Origin of the sequence: Enterococcus sp. DIV1421a (assembly GCF_051711025.1) — a bacterium.
Lineage (GTDB): Bacteria > Bacillota > Bacilli > Lactobacillales > Enterococcaceae > Enterococcus_B > Enterococcus_B hirae.
Genome location: NZ_JBIOLU010000001.1, coordinates 1,047,731 through 1,070,826 on the forward strand (window position 1 = coordinate 1,047,731; position 23,096 = coordinate 1,070,826).

Annotated in this window: 19 protein-coding genes; 14 read left to right on the top strand and 5 right to left on the bottom strand. The window is 37.2% G+C overall.

Annotation, left to right across the window (positions count from 1 at the left end; all coding sequences use genetic code 11):
• The first annotated feature begins 14 nt into the window (after positions 1 to 14).
• Positions 15 to 791 carry a phosphatase PAP2 family protein gene (locus tag IGK21_RS04865; protein WP_034700241.1) on the top strand — a complete coding sequence of 259 codons (777 nt, stop codon included), beginning with the start codon at positions 15 to 17 and terminating at the stop codon, positions 789 to 791.
• Between the two features lie 249 nt (positions 792 to 1,040).
• Here IGK21_RS04865 and IGK21_RS04870 read toward each other — a convergent pair whose 3' ends face one another.
• The 3 genes from IGK21_RS04870 to IGK21_RS04880 form a co-directional block, all read right to left on the bottom strand.
• Positions 1,041 to 1,757, bottom strand: coding sequence for a hypothetical protein (locus IGK21_RS04870; RefSeq protein ID WP_034867500.1), 717 nt, complete (start codon positions 1,755 to 1,757; stop codon positions 1,041 to 1,043).
• 230 nt (positions 1,758 to 1,987) lie between these two features.
• Positions 1,988 to 2,242 carry a hypothetical protein gene (locus IGK21_RS04875; protein WP_181914898.1) on the bottom strand — a complete coding sequence of 85 codons (255 nt, stop codon included), beginning with the start codon at positions 2,240 to 2,242 and terminating at the stop codon, positions 1,988 to 1,990.
• A 20-nt stretch (positions 2,243 to 2,262) separates the two neighbouring features.
• The gene (locus IGK21_RS04880; protein ID WP_034700247.1) at positions 2,263 to 3,114 is read right to left on the bottom strand and encodes an aldo/keto reductase; all 852 of its coding nucleotides are present in this window, start codon (positions 3,112 to 3,114) and stop codon (positions 2,263 to 2,265) included.
• 171 nt (positions 3,115 to 3,285) lie between these two features.
• Between IGK21_RS04880 and IGK21_RS04885 the strand changes: the two genes are divergently transcribed.
• The 4 genes from IGK21_RS04885 (at position 3,286) to tuf (ending at position 6,912) form a co-directional block, all read left to right on the top strand.
• Positions 3,286 to 4,290, top strand: a complete 1,005-nt coding sequence (locus IGK21_RS04885; RefSeq protein WP_181914899.1) for a nucleoid-associated protein — start codon at positions 3,286 to 3,288, stop codon at positions 4,288 to 4,290.
• Positions 4,291 to 4,631: 341 nt separating this feature from the next.
• Positions 4,632 to 5,012, top strand: coding sequence for a VOC family protein (locus IGK21_RS04890; protein ID WP_010719595.1), 381 nt, complete (start codon positions 4,632 to 4,634; stop codon positions 5,010 to 5,012).
• A gap of 44 nt (positions 5,013 to 5,056) precedes the next feature.
• Positions 5,057 to 5,461: a GNAT family N-acetyltransferase gene (locus tag IGK21_RS04895; protein WP_063626896.1), complete on the top strand. Its 405-nt coding sequence runs from the start codon at positions 5,057 to 5,059 to the stop codon at positions 5,459 to 5,461.
• Positions 5,462 to 5,724: 263 nt separating this feature from the next.
• Entirely contained in the window at positions 5,725 to 6,912 is a 1,188-nt protein-coding gene (gene tuf / locus IGK21_RS04900) for an elongation factor Tu (RefSeq protein WP_010719593.1), read from the top strand.
• A 105-nt stretch (positions 6,913 to 7,017) separates the two neighbouring features.
• Here the strand turns inward: tuf and mprF are convergent, their stop codons facing one another.
• The gene (gene mprF / locus IGK21_RS04905) at positions 7,018 to 9,603 is read right to left on the bottom strand and encodes a bifunctional lysylphosphatidylglycerol flippase/synthetase MprF (protein WP_010737339.1); all 2,586 of its coding nucleotides are present in this window, start codon (positions 9,601 to 9,603) and stop codon (positions 7,018 to 7,020) included.
• 21 nt (positions 9,604 to 9,624) lie between these two features.
• Complete coding sequence (locus IGK21_RS04910) at positions 9,625 to 10,341, bottom strand: alpha/beta fold hydrolase (RefSeq protein WP_010719591.1); 717 nt, start codon at positions 10,339 to 10,341, stop codon at positions 9,625 to 9,627.
• Positions 10,342 to 10,552: 211 nt separating this feature from the next.
• Between IGK21_RS04910 and IGK21_RS04915 the strand changes: the two genes are divergently transcribed.
• The 9 genes from IGK21_RS04915 (at position 10,553) to xerD (ending at position 23,089) form a co-directional block, all read left to right on the top strand.
• Positions 10,553 to 11,185: a lysozyme family protein gene (locus IGK21_RS04915; RefSeq protein WP_034700254.1), complete on the top strand. Its 633-nt coding sequence runs from the start codon at positions 10,553 to 10,555 to the stop codon at positions 11,183 to 11,185.
• A gap of 144 nt (positions 11,186 to 11,329) precedes the next feature.
• Complete coding sequence (locus tag IGK21_RS04920; RefSeq protein ID WP_225792594.1) at positions 11,330 to 12,112, top strand: DUF368 domain-containing protein; 783 nt, start codon at positions 11,330 to 11,332, stop codon at positions 12,110 to 12,112.
• 167 nt (positions 12,113 to 12,279) lie between these two features.
• Positions 12,280 to 14,601 carry a cation-translocating P-type ATPase gene (locus tag IGK21_RS04925; RefSeq protein ID WP_181878300.1) on the top strand — a complete coding sequence of 774 codons (2,322 nt, stop codon included), beginning with the start codon at positions 12,280 to 12,282 and terminating at the stop codon, positions 14,599 to 14,601.
• 186 nt (positions 14,602 to 14,787) lie between these two features.
• On the top strand, positions 14,788 to 16,629 hold the full coding sequence (dnaG, locus tag IGK21_RS04930) for a DNA primase (protein ID WP_010719587.1): 1,842 nt from the start codon (positions 14,788 to 14,790) through the stop codon (positions 16,627 to 16,629).
• A 23-nt stretch (positions 16,630 to 16,652) separates the two neighbouring features.
• On the top strand, positions 16,653 to 17,762 hold the full coding sequence (gene rpoD, locus IGK21_RS04935; protein ID WP_010719586.1) for an RNA polymerase sigma factor RpoD: 1,110 nt from the start codon (positions 16,653 to 16,655) through the stop codon (positions 17,760 to 17,762).
• A 374-nt stretch (positions 17,763 to 18,136) separates the two neighbouring features.
• On the top strand, positions 18,137 to 20,467 hold the full coding sequence (locus IGK21_RS04940) for a cell division site-positioning protein MapZ family protein (protein ID WP_181914901.1): 2,331 nt from the start codon (positions 18,137 to 18,139) through the stop codon (positions 20,465 to 20,467).
• Between the two features lie 201 nt (positions 20,468 to 20,668).
• Positions 20,669 to 21,532 (top strand): CvfB family protein, encoded by an 864-nt coding sequence (locus IGK21_RS04945; RefSeq protein WP_081128721.1) that lies wholly within the window; start codon positions 20,669 to 20,671, stop codon positions 21,530 to 21,532.
• Positions 21,533 to 21,635: 103 nt separating this feature from the next.
• A complete protein-coding gene (gene fur / locus IGK21_RS04950; protein WP_010719583.1) occupies positions 21,636 to 22,109 on the top strand; it encodes a ferric iron uptake transcriptional regulator in 474 nt (157 codons plus the stop codon).
• A 92-nt stretch (positions 22,110 to 22,201) separates the two neighbouring features.
• Positions 22,202 to 23,089: a site-specific tyrosine recombinase XerD gene (gene xerD, locus IGK21_RS04955; protein WP_181914902.1), complete on the top strand. Its 888-nt coding sequence runs from the start codon at positions 22,202 to 22,204 to the stop codon at positions 23,087 to 23,089.
• The last annotated feature ends 7 nt before the right edge of the window (positions 23,090 to 23,096 follow it).

The window sequence follows — 23,096 nt, forward strand, 5'->3', positions numbered from 1 at the left end:
TAAGTGAAAGTTTTATGAGTGATTATCAACAAAAAGCACTGAAATTATCAATCGTTCCATTATGTCTTTTGATTGGATTGATTTTATGCGTAAAAATCAATCCTCCATGGTTCGAAACACTAGATTTAGCGGTTTATACAAAGATCGATTTACCTAATTTTCCACAATTAACAGCGATTGTTCGTTTGTTTGCTAAGTTAGCAACGATTGGTCCGACCTTATGTTTCGCCTTTCTTTTTGCTTTTTATATTTGGAAAAAGAATTACCATTTGTTAGCGATTTGGAATATCTGTAATATCTTTGCGGTTAGTTTTTTTGGGTATATTCTAAAAAAGCTCATTGCACGAATCAGACCTGCCGTTTCACAATTGGAAATACGTACGAGTTACTCGTTTCCTAGTGGACATTCTTTATTATCCTTTGCGCTTTTCCTAACAATTATCTTATCGTTAAGTATTATTTGGAGTCGTCAGGATACCAGAAGAGTTGCTTGGTATCTTATCAGCTATCCATTGCTGATTGCAGCAACTCGATTATATCTAAGAGTCCATTATCCAAGTGATATTTTAGCTGGATTTTCGTTAAGTGCAGTAGTAGTTTTATTGTCTTATGTTGTTTGTTTCTCTTTTATCTCCACAGATTCAATATTGAAAACAAGGCAATTAGAGAAGAAAAAAACGCTTTTTTCTAAAAAGCAAAAAGTAGTTTTAGGTCTTTTAGTCCTTTTACTAGCAGTAATTATTTCTGGTGTCGCTTATGAACTGAATGTCTTTTATCATGCACATGGGTAAGCTGGAAAAACATAACCAATAAACTAAGGGGAAGAGACCGCTTGTTTTTTTGGTTCTATCTTTTTTAATATTGGTGAAGATTATTGACAACTTTTGGTGATTAAAAGTAATAGAAAAAATATTTTACTATAAAAAAATGAGCAGAGGGCAATTGCCTTTCTGCTCATTTAACATTTTATGATTTCTCATTACCGGCATCATTTGACAAAAAGCCGTTTTTTGATGCGGTGGATAGATTTGTGAAACTGGTTATCTTTCTGAAATAGCTGTTGCAGCAAACTGTTCGATCAATGGGATCAATGTCAGTTTCACTTTGTATTTGCGTTCTAACGCTTTTTCAATTGTAAATTGGTTTTCTGCTGTCATTGAAATTTCAGCTAATTTACGTGGTTCATCTGAGGTTTTCTCATAGATGACTGCTGCATCAGCTTCTTTTTCTACATAAAATTTTGGATATTCCGCTACTGCGCTTGAAAAATCAGCGAAATTCAAAGCGGCAGTTTCAGTTGAGCGTTGTTTTTCAGTTGTTTCCGCTTTTGATACTTCAGCTGTTTTAGGTGATTCCACAGGTTTTGAGTCAGCAACTTTTGTTTCAGCAACAGGTGTAGAAACCTCTTGAGCAGTTGGTTCATCATTTTTAAGACGTTGATCATTCCAATAAGAAACGATTTCAATCAATAAGTTGTCACGGAAGCGTTCAAAGATGTCTTTTTCTCCTGAACGGATTCGTTTTAAGACAGTTGTGAAATTATCATCAATCGGTACATTGATGCGAGTATCTTCATTTGTTTTTCCTGCAAGTCCAATCGTTAAGATGTGGCGGTCTTTCGGATCAAGCATGACTTGTAAAGGTAAGCCGTAACGACGTAGACTTTCATCCTCTAAAGAATGAAATAATTGACTTCTGATTCCATCTAAAGAAGGACGGAATTGATTGAGTAATTTTTGTTTTTGTTTTTTCTTCATATGTTCTCTCCTTCGCTCATACCCTTTCGATTATAAGAAAAAAAAGATGAAATGAAAAGGATTATACGAAAAAAACTTAGATATGTATGTATTATACGCAATTTTTTAGGAAAATATTTGTTTTTATCAGAAATGTTTCCTCTTTTTAGGTGTATATCAAAAGATAAGCCGATACGACACCGGCAAGAAAAACTCAGTGTGTATCGGCTTATCACGATCATTGAAGTCAGCTACGTTGTTTTGGAACAAGGAATCAAAGCAAAGACAGACAGTTCAGGTGAATAGATCACTTCATGTCCTTGCCAAGTCGTAACCATTAGCGAATGATCGAAACGGTTGGTTAGCTCTTGAATTTTTTGATCATGGGACCAGTTACGTGCTGGGAAGTGTTGGATCTTGTCTGATCCGATCAAAAAGATAAAATCAGGATGAAAAGTACGAGTGATTTCTTCTGAGAGCCTTTCTAAACGTTCAATCGGAGTCATTGTTATCAAACATCCTTAAATTAAAATTGGGTAGTATCTGGATCTTTTGCTTTACCAACTACGCCATCTAATTGATCGATTTGTTGCATTTCTTCTTCTGACAGTTCAAAGTCAAAAAGTTCAGCATTTTCTTTGATCCGACTAGGAGTTACGGATTTTGGCAGAGGCAAGAAACCATGTTGTAAGGACCAGCGTAAAGCAACCTGAGCAATACTCTTTTGATGGGCTTTGGCAATTTCCTGCATCTCTGGTACATCGAAAATTTTCCCTGTGCCAAGTGGACTGTAAGCTTCCAGGATCATTTCGTGTTTTTTAGCATAGTCAACGACTGCTGGTTGTAATTCACCAGGAGCTAAGAAAATTTGGTTGACCATTGGCATGATCTTGGCTGTTTTTTGTAACGCATCCAGATGATGGGGCAAGAAGTTGCTGACGCCAATGGCTTTGATTTTTCCAGCTTCATACAGCTCTTCAAAAGCTCGCCAAGTTTGGGCGTTTGCTTCTTCCCAATTGTCACGGAAAGCCACAGGATTAGGCCAGTGGATCAAGAAAAGATCAATATAATCTGTTTGTAATTTTTGTAGTGATTCTTCAAACGAAGACATCACTAAGTCATAACTGTGATTGGCATTCCAAAGTTTTGTTGTTAGAAAAATCTCTTCTCTGGGAATCCCACTTTCTTTGATCGCTTGACCGACGCTTTCCTCATTTTTGTAACCTTGTGCTGTATCAATGTGGCGATAACCAGCAGCTAGCGCTTCTTTGACTGAAGAAACTGCGACATCGCCATCCGGTGTTTGCCAAGTACCAAAACCAACAATCGGAATTTCATAACCATTTGATAAACGATACGTATTTGTTAATGAATCCATATTCTCAACTCCTTAATTTTTAGTTCACTTTTAAGTGTAGCGCATTTTCTCAAAAAAGGAATCCATTTTGTTTAGGAGACAATTATTTTTTTCAAAAAAAGGAAAATAATGATTTTCGTTCTGGTATTTTGTATTGATTTTCCGTAAACTAAACCAGAAGGGAATGAGAACATGGATATTTATTTAAAAAAAGCAATTATGCATATTATTGATCGTGAAACGGGATCACCCGTATTTTCTCAACAAGAATTGGATCTGACTAAAGAGTTTATTCGAGATTTTTTACAAAAGAAAATCCAAAAAATTTCTTCTGCACAAACTAAAACAGGACAGCTGTCACCTGAAAGTATGATGGCGAAACAAGTCCAGGACTGTCAAGAAAACTTTGTAGCAGCAAGTGAAGGGATCGTTCAACGCTGGTTCGAGATCTATCAAGAAAGCGAAGAAGCACCAAGCGCTGATGTCTTTGTTGTTTTGTATGAAGTAGATACGGTGATGTATGTGGCTTTGTTAAAAGTCAATTACCGAGAATCCTATACACATTTTGTAGAGGCAGACGAAACAGGAATCGCCAATCAATTGATTTTGAATCGAGCGATATTGGGGGCAAAATCCCAAAAGGCAGATGAAGCGTTTGCGGTGGCGTTAACTGATTTAACCTATGAATTGATTGAAAAAAAATATGAGTTTTCTGGAAAAAAAGAACTCTATTTTTCGGGGAGAGTCATCGAAAGTGTTCCTGCGCCTTCATTAGAAGAGAATGTCAAAGTGATCCAAAAAGTAGTTAAAAGTTTAGGGAAAAAATTTGAAACTGAAGAATTTGATCTAGTGGCTGATTTAAAAGAGGCTGTTTATGATACGATCGAGGAAAAGGGCAGACTAGACCATGAAATGATTGCGGAAAAAGTCTTCAAAGAAAATATCACAGCGAAATTAGCTTTTCAAGAAGAAGTCCAAGAACAGGGATTTGTTGCTGAAGCTTTGCCAGTCAGAGAAGTCCAAGAAATTTCTGAGAAAAAATTTGGTAAACAAAAATTCAAGTTATCCAATGGAATCGAATTGATCGTCCCTGTAGACGTCTACCGAAATCCAGATTTGATCGAATTTGTTAATAACCCAGATGGAACAATCTCAGTCATGATCAAAAATGTAGACGAAGTATTAAATCGTTTATAATTATTAAAAGAATGCTTATTCAGAGAATACAATAAAATGTAGCAGACAAGAAAAGAGCCAAGAGAAACTATAGTGAACGTTAAAAGTTGGATTAAAAAGTTAACTTTTTTCGGTCAGTATAAAGTTTTCCTTGGTTTTTTTGCAGGTGTAAACTATATAAGTAGTGCATATCTTTAGATGTTTCAGAATGACAGCTTTCTTTTTACCAGATAACACCATTTCTTTTGTGAACTGATCACTAAGCGCAAAAGCCAAAATAATCACATCATTCTTTATCAAATAAAGAGAAAATGGTATAAAGGATAGGAAGAGATAACGAAAATATAAAGGAGTGTTACAAATTGAAAGTTGAACATATTGCTATTTGGGTTAATGATTTGGAAAAAATGAGAGCGTTTTACGAGAACTATTTTGCTGCAGAAAGTTCAGAGAAATACACGAATCCTAAAACCCGGTTTCAATCTTACTTCCTGAATTTCACCTCAGGAAGTCGGATTGAATTGATTACAAAGCCTTTTTTATCAGATCGTGCAGTTGATACTTTTGGTTATGCTCATTTAGCAATTTCAGTGGGAACAAAAACAGAGGTGGATTCATTTGCTGAAACATTTGTAAAAGATGGCTTTCCACTGATCAGTGGACCAAGAACTACGGGCGACGGTTATTATGAAGCAGTTATCCAAGATCCTGAAGGAAATCTGATTGAGTTAACGACAGATTGAGACGGATTACATCATACAAAAATATAGCAAAGGATAGAAAGCACATGGAATTCAGCGAAGAGAAAAAAATTGACCTTGATGCATTGTTCGCGCTCTATACAGCTGTAGGATGGTCAGCCTATACGAATGACATCCAACAATTAGCTCTGGGAATCCAACAATCTCTCAAAGTGATAACAGTATGGGACGAACAACAATTGATTGGATTGATCCGTAGTGTCGGGGATGGCGAAACAATTCTTTACATTCAAGATTTGCTTGTTCATCCAGCTTATCAAAACATGGGGATTGGGACACAATTAATCGAAAAAATGGTACAAGCTTATCCAAAAGTCAGACAAAAAGTTTTATTGACAGAAAATGAACAACGAACCCGTCGATTTTATGAAAAATGCCAATTTAAATCGGTAGCGACACAAGAAATGATTTGTTTTTATCGCGAATATTGATAGTTACGAAAGAGCCCATTGTAGTGAAAACAAGGAGATAGTCACAACAATTACGCATGGTTGGCTGATGAAAAATTAGTCATTAATCAGCATAAGTGTTCTTGGTTGACTTTGACCAAGTTTGACGTATAATACAAATTGTTCGATACTTACAAAAAGTAAGGCGGACAGATTCTTTTTGGATTTTTCCAAAGAAGTCTATAATGGACAACAGATGAGAGCAAAACTTTAAAGCTCTAAATTAATTAGGAGGTTTGTTAATTATGGCAAAAGAACATTATGATAGAAGTAAACCACACGTAAATATTGGAACCATTGGACACGTCGACCATGGGAAAACTACTTTAACTGCTGCGATCACTACAGTACTAGGTAAAAAAGGCTTAGCAAATCCTCAAGACTATGCTAGTATCGACGCAGCACCTGAAGAACGTGAACGTGGAATCACGATCAATACTGCTCATGTGGAATACGAAACAGACAAACGCCACTATGCACATATCGATGCACCAGGGCATGCGGATTACGTGAAAAACATGATCACTGGGGCAGCTCAAATGGACGGAGCAATCTTGGTTGTTTCTGCTACGGATGGCCCAATGCCTCAAACTCGTGAACACATTTTACTTTCTCGCCAAGTAGGCGTGAAATATTTGATTGTTTTCTTGAACAAAACAGATTTAGTCGATGATGAAGAATTAATTGATCTAGTAGAAATGGAAGTTCGTGAACTATTAAGCGAATATGGATTTCCAGGTGATGATACACCTGTAATCAAAGGATCAGCATTAAAAGCATTACAAGGTGACCCTGATGCAGAAGCAGCTATCATGGAATTGATGGACACAGTCGATGAATACATCCCAACACCAGAACGTGATACGGACAAACCATTATTGTTACCCGTCGAAGATGTATTTTCAATTACTGGACGTGGAACAGTAGCATCTGGTCGGATTGACCGTGGGGCTGTACGAGTCGGTGATGAAATCGAAATCGTAGGGATCAAACCAGAAACGCAAAAAGCCGTAGTAACAGGAGTTGAAATGTTCCGCAAAACGCTTGATTACGGTGAAGCAGGGGATAACGTAGGTGTGTTATTACGTGGGATTCAAAGAGAAGATATCGAACGTGGCCAAGTGATTGCCAAACCTGGTTCAATTACACCTCATACTAAATTCAAAGCAGAAGTGTATGTTTTGACTAAAGAAGAAGGCGGACGTCATACACCATTCTTCAATAATTATCGACCACAATTTTATTTCCGCACAACTGACGTAACAGGAACAATTGTTTTGCCAGAAGGAACGGAAATGGTCATGCCTGGCGACAACGTAACGATCGATGTAGAATTGATTCATCCTGTTGCTATTGAAAACGGGACGACTTTCTCTATTCGTGAAGGTGGTCGTACAGTAGGTTCAGGTATCGTAACAGAAATCGAAGCCTAAGAACAAAGGATAGATAAATAAAAAAGACGCACGATTCAACAAGTCAGATGACTTTTAGAATCATGCGTCTTTTTTTCTTCCATCATTAGATATAAGTTGTCATATTCAGCGTTTTTGTAACCATTTCTTTAAACCTACTAATCGCTTTTTATGGTCAACTGGTGCATTATCAATGATCAATAATGCGATCATGACATAGGCAATCCAACTGTCACGTGAATAGGAAGTATAGCGGGAAGTCCAATGAGTCGCATATTTATCTTTATACTCACGCAAGCCGTGGAAAGAGTAAAAATGTGAACCAAATTCATAAACTAAGTAAGCAATTCGTTCTTGAATAAAACTTTTTCTTGAGGTTCCAACGTTGGATAATGGCGCCATCCCCAAGTTGAAAAACTCAATCTGTTCCTCTTTCATATACTCAAATAAATGAAGGAAAAGATAATCCATACTTCCAGCTGGTGCTTTCTCAGGATCATAACGCATCAAATCAATCGTGCCGATTTTGTTATCTGTGTAGGTTGGCATGATCGAAGCAAATGCTACTAAGTCTTGTTGTGGGTCTTTTAAAACAGCAATCGGTGCCCGCTGTAGATAATCTTCTGAGAAGAACCCCAGTGAAAAACCTTTTTCTTTTCGGCTACCTAACCATTGATCAGAAATTTGTTTGAGTTCAGTCATCTGTGTCGCAGAAAAAGGTGGCTGAATAATCTCAAAAGTAAAACCTTCTCGGTCAATCCGATTCAAGATCGCACGTGACCCTTTCATTTTCTTTCCAGAAGTAGTGAAATTGGCTAATTCTACATGTGCTTCTTCGCCCATTTTGATGAAATCATAGCCAAATTCATGTAAAATCATCACGATTTCTTCACTCGTTTCATAAAAGACGGGGAGGTAACACAAACGATCAGTTTCTTCAATAAACGCTTCGATAGCAGCAGGAAAATCTTCTTTTTTACCCGAAGGATCGCCCATCACGATACATTTATTATTGTAACAAGCAAACTGTAATAAAACCGTTCCAACTTGGTCTTTTTCGTAAATAAACATGCGCTTGTCTTTTAAGAAAATCAATTGACTGTCAGAATTTCCGCCAAAGGTATGGAGGATATTTAACGCTTTTTCTTCATCCAACGGTTCGCCGACTTGCTGTTTCTTTCCTTGTAGGAAGTGGACGAAAAGAATGATGATAAAGCTTACTGCAATAATAGCAAATAATCCAGATAACCAAATCTTTTCTGACGGGAACAAAAAGAACGAAATAAAATGATGCTTACGATGAGGAAATGTTGGCAGATTATAAACGCCAATAATGATGTAAAGCAACGCTAAGGCACCAATAATCACACCATCAATCGTCAACCATTCCCATGAATAAATGATTTGTTCTCTAAATAATTCATTTTTCGAAGCAATTACGATCAACAACAGTAACAATAGGAAAATAGCTGCAGTAAAGCTAAAGTCAATAATCGTCACATAAGATGCTGCTAAAAAGATCAGTGCAATAGTTGGCCAATAGGCTCTTTTGACTCTTGCAGCAATCCCACGCCCCATGATGACAAAGAGAAATCCTAACAACATACTTGGGAATTGAATAATAAAATGCAACCTTAACGGATTGATACTATGCAGCCAACGAAACTCGGTAAAAGCTTGTGGGATCGTTGCTGAAAGAACCATCATGATACCAGAAAAATATAAAAGGACGACGACGGCTTTATGAGCAATCTCTGTTGCCAGCTGCTTAGGAATACCAGAATAACGTTGATCAAAGGTTGAGCCAATATTCTTAAAGAAAAAGACGATCCCGATCAAAAAAGGAATAATGTAATAAAAAATTCGGTACAGTAAGATCCAAACGACTACAGTTGCCTTTGGCACACCTATGGCAGAAAGACCGATAATCATCATGATATCAAAACTACCGATTTCACCAGGAATCATCGAGACGATTCCGATAACTGAAGCTGCGATAAAGAGCGGTATCGTTTGCCACAAATCGACTTTGATATCCATAAGTGCCCCAACTGCTAGAAAGGTGAACAAGACACCAGACCACTCTAAGATCGAGACAAGCAGCAATTGTCCTTGTGTTTTTAATGAGAGTCCTCCGAGGTAGCCCTCTTTTTTTAAGGTAGTGACTACAAAAACAAGTGGGAAGTATAACCCACCACCGATCAACCAAATCCAATACTGCTTAATAAAAGGCGCAACCGGTGCAAAAAAGACCATAAAAAAAGAAATCAAACTATAAATAGACAGTCCGGCCATTAGAAATAAAAAGATCTTCGACAAAGCTTGCATCAACTGCTTACTGTCTTTTTTATGACCGTATAATTCGGAGCGTAATCCGATGCTGACAAAGCCGCCAAAACCGGCAACATTGTTGATGGTATTGATCAACCAACTTGTTTCAAATAAATAACTCTTTTTTAATTTTTGTCCCAACAAGCGGTTAAGGATGATGTCATACCCAATCATCGGTGCAACAGATAGTAATCCAACAATGAGCATCAACCCCGTCTTCCAAAGTGGGATTGTTGCAAATGTTTCGGCTAATTGAGCGATCGATAGTGTTTTGCCAATATTGATCAATTCACTAACGATAATGACAACCACAGAAATTAAAAAGATTGTTTTAAAGAGACCTAAATGGTTTTTGAACCATTGTAAGGCTTGTTTTAACAAAAAAATCACCTACTATTCTTATTATTCAGACAAAAAATCTAATACTTCTTGATTGAAACGTTGAGGATCTTTTCTAGCTAACTGATGTCCTTGTTCGTTCACTAAAACAAAAGAAGCATTTGGGATCGTTTTTGCTAGGTAAAGGGAGTGTTGCAGTTTGATCACATCTTTTTTTCCAACAATAATCAATGTTTTACATTTAATTTTCTCTAAATCTGCTGTTGAAAGACCGATATCTTTTAACAACAATTTGATCACTAACAAATTTTTTCTAAGCGATGGGCAAACTAAAGAAAGCAACCACATACCAATATAATGACAGTAGCTAAGCAGTCTCGCTGAGAATAAAACCCCTTTAACTAAAGTATTTCCTGAATTTAATATTAATCGATGTACTTTCTCTGGATAATAACTTGAAAAGACCAATCCAAGATTAGCTCCATCACTAAAACCTAGTATATTTGCTTTTGTAATTCCTTCAAGTAGCATGATGGTATAAAGATCTTCTGCCATCAAACGAAAAGACAAGGTATTTGCTTGATTCGTTGAACGTCCGTGACCTCGACTATCAATGAGATAAACGGTATAAAACTGACTAAAGACAGGAACTTGCTCTGAGAAGAAACGACCACTGCCATCATTACCATGGAGTAAAAACAGAGGCATGCCATTTCCGCTTTTCTCATAATAGATCTCTGTTCCATCAGTCATTTTTGCATATTTCTTTTCTTTTTTCACATAATCACCTACTGGTTAAAGTATAACGACAATTCTCCTATAAGAGCAATTGTTTTCCTAAAAAAACAACGATCATTTTCGTAAGATAGTAAAAAATTCCGAAAATTTCAGTTTTTATTAAGGAAAGGAACAAATGATTAGTAAGAAATAGCCAAGAACGATAATAAATAGTAAGATAAAAAAAGATGTCAAAATAACTAGGTGAATGTTTATGAAAAAAAAGAAAAAATCAATCTTTCGAAGAATCGTCTCTTTTTTAGTGATTGTCTTGGTCATAGGAGTATTGATCATCTTAGGAAAAACCTATCAATCGATTAAAAGAGTAGAAAAGTACGAACCAGAAATAACAACAGCAATCAAAAAGTACCATATGGAAGAGTACGAGTCTTTGGTCAAGGGGATCATTTTAACAGAATCAAAAGGCAAGGGGATTGATTTGATGCAAAGTTCGGAAAGCGCCTATGGTAAAGCCAATGTGATCGATAATCAAAAAGAAAGTATCGATCAAGGAGTCAGCTACTTAGCAGAAATGATCAATGAGGCAAAAAAACAAGGATGTGATCTTGATACAGCTATACAAGCCTATAACTTCGGTAAGGATTATATTGTCTACGTAAAAAACCGAGGTGGGGAAAATACTATGGAGATAGCAGAAGAATATTCCAAAAATGTCTTGAGTCCACTTTTAGGTAATGAGAAAAAAACCAAGTATCGCTATTGGCGAGTCCCCTCATTGCTTTACAATGGCGGTTATCTTTATCATAATGGAGGGAACATGTTTTACACAAGAGTTGTCAAGATGAATGAAGACCTCATTGAGTTATATGACAAAGTTTTTAACTAATTGAGTGTAATGCTGAGATTTTTTGCTAGATCTTTATCTTATCAGAAAGAAGGAGTGCTCAAAAAAGTGGAAAAAGAACAAATCATAACAGAAAAGGTAGCGAAAGATTCAGGGAAAGACTGGCTATTGCGCTTTGTAAAGGGAATGTTTATCGGTTCGGGTTTTATTTTACCGGGGGTAAGCGGAGGCGCTTTAGCAGCTGTTTTTGGGATGTATGAACGATTGATCTCTTTTTTAGCTCATCTAACCAGAAATTTTAAAGAAAACGTGCTTTTCTTTTTGCCTGTCGGATTAGGAGGCATCAGCGGAGTCTTTTTGCTTTCCTTTTTGGTGAGTTTCTTATTAGGGACATATGAAACGACGATTTTATGGTTTTTTGTTGGGTGTATTGTAGGTACTGTTCCAGCGTTGTGGAAAGAAGCTGGAAAGAAAGGGCGGCAATCAGGTGATATCATCCTGATGATCGTCACATTGATCGTGGCTTATTTCTTTTTACTTTACGGATCACAACTATTTGATGGTCAAGTTGAACAAAACACAGTAACTTGGATCATCGCTGGCGGTTTAATCGGCTTAGGGATGATTGTTCCTGGACTGAGTCCCTCGAATTTTTTAGTCTATATGGGGTTATACAAGGCGATGGCTGATGGTTTCAAAGAAGCTCGCTTAGACGTGATCTTACCGATCGGTTTAGGCGCGGTAGTCTGCGTGTTGACGTTATCAAAGTTATTTGATTTTATCTTTTCTAAGGCATATAGTAAATTGTTCCATTTTATTTTAGGAGTTGTTTTTGCTTCGACGGTAATGATTGTTCCTACAGATTACACAAATTTAAGTTTACTAGGAATCATCTTTTGTCCCATTTTATTTTTTGCTGGTATCGCATTAGGTTGGTGGATGAGTCGTTTAGAAGAACAATATAAATAAAGGTTGAATGGCACATGATTTTTGCTGGGATTTCTCAGCGGCATAGAATCATGTGTTCTTATTTTGTATAAATTTGTAAAAAATAAGTTGTTTTTAATAATAGAACAAGCTAGACTTAAATATATTGATTATTTTTTGAAAGTTGGCGAAAAATGGAAACGAAAGAAATGAATGGTCTTACTCAGGAAGAAGTGAGACAAAAAATTTCCTCTGGGCAGCAAAATGATTACCAAGAGGATGCATCAAAAAGTACTAAGCAGATTCTTAGTGACAATATACTAACGCTATTCAATTTTTTAAATTTTGGTATTGGGATTTGCTTACTATTGGTCGGTGCCTATTCCAATATGGCTTACTTGGCAATCATTGTGGTGAATATCATTATTGGTATCTATCAAGAAATCCATGCTAGAAATCTAGTAAGAAAGCTATCGATTGTTTCGCAATCAGAGGTACGAGTTATCCGCGAAGGAAAAGAGCAGTCGATTTCAACGAAAGAATTAGTTTTAGGAGATGTCGTAAAGATTGGTGCAGGGGAACAGATTCCTTCTGATTTAAAAGTGATCTCAGGACGCGCAGAAGCCAATGAGGCACTATTGACAGGGGAGTCAGACCTGATTGTCAAAACCGAAGGAGATGAATTGCTTTCAGGTAGTTTCTTAACCAGTGGTTCTGTTTTAGCTCAAACGATTCGTGTTGGCGCAGACAACTATGCAGTTCGCCTAACGAGTGAGGCAAAAACCCATAAAGCGATTCATTCTGAACTTGTCGATTCTATTCGAAAAGTATCGAAATTTACTAGCTTCATTATAATTCCATTAGGTATTATTTTATTTTTAGAAGCGTTATTTATCCGTGATGCTTCCATTAAGATTTCTGTTATTGCTTCGGCAGCAGCATTACTAGGGATGTTGCCTAAAGGCTTAGTCCTTTTGATTAGTATTGCACTGACTACTGGTGTAACGAAATTAGCAAAGAAAAGAATCTTAGTCCAAGATATGTATTCGATTGAAACACTTGCTCATGTAGATACGCTTTGCTTGGATAAAACAGGGACGATCACTGAAGGAAAAATGAGTATCCAACGGGTCGAAGCCCTAAATCCTAAGTACGAAAAAGCGATTCCTGAAATCATGGGAACCTATCTAGCTGAAAGCAGTGACAATAATCTTACCATGCGGGCGCTTAGAGATTACTTTCAAGTAGCTAATCGCTATACTGTGACTGAAAAGTTAGCTTTCTCTTCTGACCGTAAATGGGGAGCAATGGAGTTTCCTGAATTAGGTGTGATCTATGTAGGAGCTCCTGAACGTTTGGTTGAAAAATCACAACTGCCAGAAAGTTTGGTGGATGCTCAAGCAAATGGCTACCGTGTATTGATGCTGGGTGTCGCTCCTGAACAACATTTGACTGAAGGAGAGCCAAAAGGCGTTGAACCAATCGCGCTGTTTGAAATTGACGACCCAATACGTAAAAATGCAGAAGAAACATTAGCTTATTTACATGCTGAAGGTGTGAATCTAAAGGTTATTTCAGGTGATAATCCGTTCACAGTTTCAAATATTGCCCGCCGTGCAGGCTTACCAAATTATGATTCGTATGTTGATCTTTCTACGATGACAGAAGAAAAAGCTGTCCGGGAAGCCGCTCATGAGTACACGGTCTTTGGTCGTGTGAGTCCACAACAAAAGAAAACATTAGTGAATGAATTAAAACAAAGTGGTGGAACTGTGGCTATGACTGGGGATGGAGTCAATGACGTATTGGCACTGCGTGAAGCAGACTGCAGTATCGCCATGGCTGAAGGAGACGGTGCAACAAGACAAATTGCTAATCTCGTTTTACTTGATTCTGATTTTACGACTTTACCAGAAGTCTTATTCGAAGGGCGTCGTGTCGTAAACAATGTGACCAAAGTTTCAGGTATTTTCTTTATCAAGACGATCTATTCGTTTATTCTTTCTATCTTATGCGCAATTACTGCAATCGGGTTTCCATTCATCCCAATCCAGATCACATTGATTGACTTAGCTATTGAAGGTTATCCTTCTTTCTTCTTATCGTTTGAACAAGATAAACGAAAGATTACCTATCGTTATTTACCAACAGCATTGATCAATGCGTTACCAAATGCATTACTAGTCGTATTGAATATTATTGTGGTTTATATTTTAGGAAAAGTTTTGCCATTTACCCCGTTGCAAACGACCACTTTAATGTATTATCTATTGATCGGAATCAGCTGTATGGCAGTAGTCAAAGCGTGTTATCCATTTAATCCGTTGCGAATTTTCTTAGCGGTAACAACTGTTGTAGGGATTTATGTAGCAGCGATGCTTTTCCATCATCTGTTAGAAGTTGATCTTGGGTTAGGAACGGCTTGGCCATATTTCATTGGTTTTATGATCGTTAATATCATTTTGAGACTGATTTATGGAAAGACCAATATCCGTGACTACTTATTGAATAAATTAGCAACAACGAAATAAACCGTTGCTTGTTCTTAGAATGACAAGTATTATACTTGAAAAAGTTTAGAATTGTGATAGAATGAAACATGTATAATTGTGTCCTTTAAAATCGCACTGATTTTCGTTAGTGCGATTTTTTACCGGTTATTCTCCTGAGGTATCTCTTTGACAGATGCCAATTAGCTATTTACAGGGGGTGAAAGCATGGCTCAACGGATTCCTCAAGAAGTCATTGAAACGATTCGTGGACAAACGAATATTGTTGAGGTGATTGGTCAATACGTCCAATTAAAAAAATCTGGAAAGAATTATTTAGGTTTGTGTCCTTTTCATGAAGAACGAACACCATCTTTCTCGGTGGCTGAAGATAAACAGATTTTTCATTGCTTTGGTTGCGGAAAAGGAGGAAACGTCTTTACTTTTCTTCAAGAACTAGAAGGACTTAGTTTCCCAGAAGCAGTCGTCAAAGTTGCTGATTTTGAACAAATTCAGTTAGAAGATCAATGGCGCAAACAAACACTTCCCTTCGAAAATAGCGATTCAATTACAGGAAAATTGATTTTAGCGCATGAAAAAGCCGCAGAAGTATATCATCATATGTTGCTACACACGAAAGTAGGCGAGCAAGCTTTAGATTACTTACTACAACGTGGTTTGACACTAGAATTGATTGAAGAATTTGCGATCGGATTTGCACCGAATGAACGTTCATTTTTGAAACAAGTATTTAAAACTGAAGCATACGATCAAGAAGTGTTGGAACGTTCTGGTTTGTTTATCTCTCATGAGGATGGAGGAATATCTGATCGGTTTTACCAACGTATCATGTTTCCTATCAGAAACCCTCAAGGGCGCACGATTGGTTTTTCTGGACGCTGGCTTGCACCAGAAAAAGGACAAGAAAAAGATCAACCCAAATATTTGAATAGTCCAGAAACAGAATTATTCAATAAAAGACAAGTGTTGTTCAACTTGGATAAAGCACGTAGTGATATCCGAAAAAGCGGTGAAGTTCTTTTATTTGAAGGTTTCATGGATGTCATTGCTTCTTGGCAAGCAGGTGTAAAAAATGGGATAGCTTCCATGGGAACGAGTTTAACGAATCAACAGATCCAGCAGATTGAACGAGTAACCAAAGAACTAGTTTTTTGTTACGATGGAGATAAGGCAGGATTCGAGGCAACGAATCGAGGGATCGAATTGTTACGACAAAATAGTCGATTGCAATTATCAATCGTTGTGATTCCGGAAAAACTTGATCCCGATGAATATTTACGTAAATATGGAAATGACTCCTTTAATGAACTGATCTTTCATGGTCGTGAAACGGTCTTTACTTTCAAGTCACGTTATTTGAAGCAAGACAAGAACCTGGAGAATGAAAAAGATAAAATCCAGTACTTAGAAGAGGTATCGAGAGAACTTAGTCAAGTTGTCTCGCCAATCGAACAAGATATGTATTTGTCGCAACTAGCGACCGAATTTCAACTTAGTCGTGAAACCCTGCAAAAGCAAATACGGGATTTTCGCAGGGAAAATCAAACGAATCGAACCAACCAACCAACGACATTGCCAGAACCAGCTATTTCACGGACGGCAATAACGAAAAAGAGACCGCTGACTCAAGTAGAAAAAGCGGAACAAATGCTCTTGTACAGAGTGTTCAAAGAGATATCTGTCCGTAATCTTTTGAAAGAACAGCAATTTCAGTTTATTCATGACATTTATGCAGAAGTATATTTTTTATTCGATGCATTTGTGTCACAACATGATGAATTCAACCTTGCGGAGTTTTTGGACTTTTTGCAAGATGAAAATTTAAGGCGTTTAGTGGTGGAAATCGAGTATTTGCGTGTAGCCGAAGAAAGCACACCAAGAGAAATCCAAGACTTATTGCGTGTAATCAGAAAGTCTAGTTTAGCTGATGAAATAACTTTAAAAAAACAAATGCAGCAAGAGGCTAGAAGAACTGGAAACAAGCAATTAGAATTGGAATTAACGATTGAGATCATTAATTTAACAAAACAGTTAAAACAAGCCGAATAGCTACTCAAGGGGGGCCTTCTTTTATGGCAAATGTAACAGAGAATAAAAAGTATGAAGCAGCAGTAGCAGCTTTTATCAAAGAAAACAAACCAAAAAGACAAGTCGTGTATGATGATCTTTCAAATAAACTTGCAACGCCATTCACATTGAATGCGGATGAGATGGATAAATTGATCCAAAAAGTCGAGGATGCTGGAATCAGCGTTGTTGATGAAAACGGAGATCCATCGATCCATAGCTTGAAGAGTGCAGAGAAAAAAGCGGAACAAGCAAAAACAGAAGATCTGTCAGCACCTACTGGTGTAAAAATCAACGATCCAGTTCGTATGTATTTAAAAGAGATTGGTCGTGTTTCCCTATTAACTGCGGAAGAAGAAGTAGCTCTTGCTTTAAAAATCGAAGAAGGTGATCAAGAAGCAAAACAGCGTTTAGCTGAAGCAAACCTTCGTTTGGTCGTAAGTATTGCTAAGAGATATGTTGGACGTGGCATGCAATTTCTTGATTTGATCCAAGAAGGAAATATGGGCTTGATGAAAGCTGTTGAAAAATTTGACTATCGTAAAGGATTCAAATTTTCAACTTATGCTACATGGTGGATCAGACAAGCAATCACTCGTGCCATCGCTGACCAAGCACGTACGATCCGTATCCCAGTGCATATGGTAGAAACCATCAATAAATTGATCCGTATCCAACGTCAATTACTTCAAGATTTAGGAAGAGAACCGACGCCAGAAGAAATTGGTGCAGAAATGGACCTTCCTACAGAAAAAGTACGTGAAATATTGAAAATCGCGCAAGAGCCAGTTTCTTTAGAAACACCAATTGGTGAAGAAGATGATTCTCATTTAGGAGACTTCATTGAAGACCAAGAAGCTACTAGTCCTGCAGAACATGCAGCTTATGAATTGCTAAAAGAACAATTAGAAGATGTTTTAGATACATTGACTGACCGTGAAGAGAATGTTCTCCGCTTACGTTTTGGTTTAGACGATGGTCGTACCAGAACACTCGAAGAAGTTGGGAAAGTATTCGGAGTAACACGTGAACGTATTCGACAAATCGAAGCGAAAGCGTTACGTAAATTACGCCATCCATCACGCTCAAAACAATTGAAAGATTTCTTAGAGTAAAAATAGGTTTCAAATTTTGAATCTTATAGACAATGACTGTCTTTTAAAATAGCGAGTAGCCTTTACTGAAAACAAAGTAGCACGGGATCAGAATAGATGATCTCGTGCTACTTTTTTAGTCAATGGCTGAGTCAAAAGCTTGAATCTGATCATAATAAACAAATAATTGATGCGCTATTAACATTATGATGATGAAAACATAAATAATTGCGTAACTATGCGTAATTATAAGAAACTTTTTATAAATTATTTGTTTTATTTTTACGAGTTATACTATTTGACATCTGTTTGATCAAAATAGGCTCTTGGCGAAACTTTCAGAATATGGTAGATTAAATGGTAGCGTAAACCTAACAAAAGGAGCCGATCGCTCAGTGATAAAAAAATGCCCAACGTGTGGATCAAAGAAAATCAAAGGAAAGTTGATTTGTCCTGATTGTGGTTACCAAATAAAAGAGCAAGACCAACACACGAATGAAGAAAAGAACAACAGTCAATTACCAATAGATTCTTCAGAAGAACATTTTCCTGACACGGAATTAAATGATCCAATCGAATGGTCAGAATTAACAGAGTTACCATTAGAATCGGTCATGGCCTTGTTTAAAGAAGAATCATCTGGAGAAACGAATCTAGCAGAAACTAATGATGCTGAAGATGTAGTCACTAAAAAGGCAAATACAAAGCCGTCAACAAGTGAAGAAGGAACTGATTCGAAAAAACAAGCTAACGGCGATGAAATGACGGATGAACTCGAAGCAGAACAACAAAAAAGAGTAGCTGAATTAAAAGAATTTGTTGATCATGAAAAAGAAAATTCGATTTTATCTGCTTATATCAAAGCTCATAGAGAAGATACAACAGAAGAACATGCAGAAGAATTGATGCGAATGATCCAAGAGGAACTCGCAGCTAAAAATGCCAAAGAGACTGATTCAAAACAAGAAAGTACAGTGCCAGGAACTAACGAACGTGAAACGAAAGAAAAGGAAACAGTTGATACGAAGGATAGCGTTGTTCAGCCAACTGACCATCGAGCGATTGATCAAGAAGAAACGTTCGAAACGGCAACAGAAAAAAATCATGAACGCTTAACGGCACCCCAAACTTCAGAAGAAAATCAACTGCTTTCTTCTAAGGAACAAACTGAAGAACCAGTGCCCGCTTCAAAAACGACTCACGTCCAATCATCGTCAGAAAAACTTTTGATAGGAAAAAAAGAAGTCGAAGAAAAAACGAGTGCGGAAGATGTCGATAAAAACTCAACCCATGAGGTCGAAGCGTTAAACGAAAATTTGAAACCTGAAGTTTCAGAAAAAGATATTCCGAAAGCAGCTCCATCACAAGAGAATCAATCAAACGGAGAAGTTATAAAAGAAGAAATATCGAAAAAAGAAACAGCAAAAGAAGAAGTACCGAAAGAAGAATCGGTAAAAGAAGAACCAAAAGAAGAAGAACCAAAAGAAGAAATTCGTAAGAAAGATTCTTCAAAACCAGAAGCTATAGAAAAAATAGAATTATCAAATGAAATCGATCAAAGGGCAGAAACGGAACAAAAAGAACCAGTTACATCAGCTAAGACTGATGAGGGGAAACGAAAAAGATCGAAAAAAGGACCGTATCTGGCTTTAGCAGCAATCGTCTTGCTCGGAGTCGGTGGTTGGGCTTATTATGACCATCAGCAAGATGTTCAGGCACAAATCGCTGCACAAGAAGAAAGACAAAAACAAAAGGTGGCAGATCTACAAACAGCCTTGAATGCTTTTTATACAGATCCGTCTCACCAGTTTATCCGTACTTCAATGATCAATCAAGACTTAGCTAAACTAAAGACTGATCTGAATGACGTAAAAAAAGAGAAAGAATACCCTGAATTAGAAAAAACATTCCAGGATATCCAAACCAAAATCAAAGATATTCAACGTGTCAACCAGTTATTTACTTCGGTAGTGATTGACGATGATCATTTAGCAGCTGATCCTAAACTAAAAGAGGATCAAGCCATTCAACCAATGACTACAAATGAAACTGCTTTTGGACGTCTGATCAAGCAAGCGCAAACCGAAGCAGAGGACCAATACAAACAATTGCAGACGGCTAAAGATAAAGTGAACGTTGTCTATCATGATAATCAAGTCGTAGACAGTGCGAACAGAGAGCAGTATGACGAAGCAAAAAATGCTGTAGAGCAAATCAAAAATGAAGAGCTAGCTGTCGCTTTAAAAGATCAACTAAAAAAAGTAGATGAAACCTTGACTGCGAAAGAGCAGAAAGAAGCACAAGCAAAAGAAGAAGCAAAAAAAGCTGAAGAAGCAAAAAAAGCAGCTGAAGCAGCCAAACAAGCTGCAGCTCTGGCTGCACAACAAGCAAAATCTAGTTCAACTACGAATAAGACTAATTCAGCCAATCAACCCATCATGTCAACTCGACAAAGTGATGTGGCTGATGCATCTAATCCAGCATGGAATTGGGCACCAGGAGTCCAACAAAGTGTTATTGCTACTTGTATTCAACGAGGTTACATTGTGGCAGGTGGATATAAACTAGAAAAAGCGAGAATCGAAAATGGTGAAGGTTACTATAATCTTTATGCTACTTCAACCCAATCTAATTTGATGCGTGGAATCGGTGAAAGTGCATTACCATTTTATATTGTGACGATCAATTGTAAAACAGGCTGGTTTGGCGGAAATGGCAGTCATTAATCTGCTAGATAGACAATGATCAAATACTACTCAGATATCGTAGATCGTATGGAACTAAGTGGATGACCATATAGGATCAGGTACACGATGTCTGAGTTTTTTTGCGACGACTAAGACCAAACCAACTACTAATCATGGGAACATTATGTTATGATAGCTAAGAAAAGATGGCTGAATCTTTTATAAATAAGGAGAAATAAGATGAATGAATTATTGGCAACAATATTTACCGGAATGGTAATTGATGAAAATGAAAAAAATTACTTTGTCCAGAAAAATGGACAAACTTTTGGATTAAGTAAAACCGAAGGGACCTATCGTATCGGTGAAGCAGTCGAAGGGTTTGGTTATCAAAATCAAAAACATGAAAATCGTTTTACTACGTTGATTCCTAAAAGTCGAATTGGTCACTATGCTTTTGGTACAGTGACTGCTTCACGAAAAGATTTAGGAGTATTCGTCGATATTGGATTACCCGACAAAGATTTTGTAGTCTCATTAGATGAACTACCAACGATGACAGAACTTTGGCCTAAAAAAGGCGATCGTTTAATGGTTGCTTTAAGAGTCGATAGCAAAGACCGAATTTGGGGTAGTTTAGCCGATGAAAAGATTTTTAAATCATTGAGTAAACGTGGAACAGAAGAAATCAAAAATAAAGACATTACAGGCGTTGCTTACCGCTTGAAACTGACCGGAACGTACGTCTTAACAGATGATTATTATATCGGATTTATCCACCCATCTGAACGCTATAATGAGCCGCGCTTAGGTGAACAAGTCAAAGGACGAGTAATTGGCGTGAGACCTGATGGAGTATTGAATCTTTCATTAAAACCAAGAGCATATGAAGCAATCTCTGATGATGCACAAATGATTTTAACGATCATCGAACGATCAGCAGATGAGCAAATCTATTTTACTGACAAATCTGATCCGGAAGATATCATGAAAACTTTTGGTATAAGCAAGGGAGCTTTTAAACGAGCAATCGGCAATCTATTAAAACAAGGACTAGTCAAACAAGAAGCAGGGGTAACGAAACGAATTAGAAAATCTAATTGAGAATACCTTGCATGTTTTTCTTAACTAGCTTATAATTATTTTAATTTAGAAAGAGATTCCTTTTGTTTGATTATAATTATTATAAATTGTCGGGGTTGAATACATGGTTATGAATGCGATGTCAGTAATGAAAAAAACGAAACAACAATTGCACGAGTCGGGGTTCAAATTAACCCCACAAAGAGAAGCAACTTTACAAGTACTTTTAGAAAATGAGAAAGAACATTTATCGGCAGAAGAAGTCTTTTTTCTAGTGAAAAAAAAGAGTCCAGAAATTGGGTTAGCTACTGTCTATCGGACGTTAGAGATTTTGACCGATTTGAAAGTCATTGATAAAGTCAGCTTCAATGATGGTGTTGCTCGCTATGACTTGAGAAAAGAAGGAGCAAAACATTTCCATCATCATTTATTGTGTTTACGATGTGGCACGATTGAAGAGGTCGAAGAAGATTTATTGTGTGAAGTGGAAGAAATTGTGGAGCAACGGTATCACTTTTTGGTAAAAGATCATCGCTTAACATTTCATGGTATTTGTCAAAAATGTTACACTAAAGAAAAAGAAAGCAAAACCGTCTGATTGCTAGACGGCTTTTTCTTTGCCTAGCTGTAAAATAGACTATCGAAAATGAAGGGTATCTGATATGATAGAAGAGCACGAGGTGGATTATTATGAATGAAGAAATTAATGATTATCTCCACTATTTGACGATTGAACGTGGCTTGTCATTAAATACGAGAAAAAGTTATGAACGAGATTTGTTACAGTATCTTCACTATTTAGAAGATGAGCAAATCACTTCCTGGCAAGATGTCGATCGCTACGTCGTGATCAATTATCTGGAAAAGATGCATAATGAAAAGAAAGCTCCAGCAACCGTGACCAGAATGATTACTAGCTTGAGAAGATTTCATCAATTCTTACGTCAAGAACGATTGACTGATCATGACCCGATGCAACACATTGATACGCCTAAAAAGGTTCAAAAGTTACCTAGTACCTTATCCTTGACTGAGGTTGAACGATTGATCGAAACACCTGATACAACCAAAAATCTAGGGATCAGAGATCGAGCAATTCTAGAAGTCATGTATGCAACAGGTATGCGTGTCAGTGAACTCGTTGGTTTAAAGCTAAGTGATCTTCACTTGTCGCTCGGCTTGGTCCAAACACTTGGTAAAGGGGACAAAGAACGGATCATACCTCTAGGTGATTATGCGATCCAATGGTTGGAGCGGTATCTAGACGAAGCACGCCCCCTCCTTGTAGCGAATCCTTCTGAAACGCATGTATTTGTCAATCATCATGGTACAGGGTTATCACGGCAAGGTATCTGGAAAAACCTTAAACAATTAGTGCGTGAAGCAGGAATCAATAAAGAGGTGACCCCTCATACTTTAAGGCATAGTTTTGCGACACATTTGCTGGAAAATGGTGCAGATCTTCGAACGGTACAGGAATTATTAGGACATGCTGATATCTCAACAACACAAATTTATACACATATCACAAAGAAAAGAATGACGGATGTTTATAAGCAGCATTTTCCAAGGGCTTAGTCATAGG

Excerpts from the sequence above, each read along its gene's own strand:
- xerD (WP_181914902.1), top strand. The coding sequence starts at position 22,202 with ATGAATGAAGAAATTAATGATTATCTCCACTATTTGACGATTGAACGT.
- tuf (WP_010719593.1), top strand. The coding sequence starts at position 5,725 with ATGGCAAAAGAACATTATGATAGAAGTAAACCACACGTAAATATTGGA.
- rpoD (WP_010719586.1), top strand. The coding sequence starts at position 16,653 with ATGGCAAATGTAACAGAGAATAAAAAGTATGAAGCAGCAGTAGCAGCT.
- IGK21_RS04870 (WP_034867500.1), bottom strand. The coding sequence starts at position 1,757 with ATGAAGAAAAAACAAAAACAAAAATTACTCAATCAATTCCGTCCTTCT.
- IGK21_RS04875 (WP_181914898.1), bottom strand. The coding sequence starts at position 2,242 with ATGACTCCGATTGAACGTTTAGAAAGGCTCTCAGAAGAAATCACTCGT.
- fur (WP_010719583.1), top strand. The coding sequence starts at position 21,636 with ATGGTTATGAATGCGATGTCAGTAATGAAAAAAACGAAACAACAATTG.
- IGK21_RS04895 (WP_063626896.1), top strand. The coding sequence starts at position 5,057 with ATGGAATTCAGCGAAGAGAAAAAAATTGACCTTGATGCATTGTTCGCG.
- IGK21_RS04880 (WP_034700247.1), bottom strand. The coding sequence starts at position 3,114 with ATGGATTCATTAACAAATACGTATCGTTTATCAAATGGTTATGAAATT.
- IGK21_RS04945 (WP_081128721.1), top strand. The coding sequence starts at position 20,669 with ATGAATGAATTATTGGCAACAATATTTACCGGAATGGTAATTGATGAA.
- IGK21_RS04920 (WP_225792594.1), top strand. The coding sequence starts at position 11,330 with ATGTTTATCGGTTCGGGTTTTATTTTACCGGGGGTAAGCGGAGGCGCT.
- IGK21_RS04865 (WP_034700241.1), top strand. The coding sequence starts at position 15 with ATGAGTGATTATCAACAAAAAGCACTGAAATTATCAATCGTTCCATTA.
- dnaG (WP_010719587.1), top strand. The coding sequence starts at position 14,788 with ATGGCTCAACGGATTCCTCAAGAAGTCATTGAAACGATTCGTGGACAA.
- IGK21_RS04925 (WP_181878300.1), top strand. The coding sequence starts at position 12,280 with ATGAATGGTCTTACTCAGGAAGAAGTGAGACAAAAAATTTCCTCTGGG.
- IGK21_RS04915 (WP_034700254.1), top strand. The coding sequence starts at position 10,553 with ATGAAAAAAAAGAAAAAATCAATCTTTCGAAGAATCGTCTCTTTTTTA.
- IGK21_RS04885 (WP_181914899.1), top strand. The coding sequence starts at position 3,286 with ATGGATATTTATTTAAAAAAAGCAATTATGCATATTATTGATCGTGAA.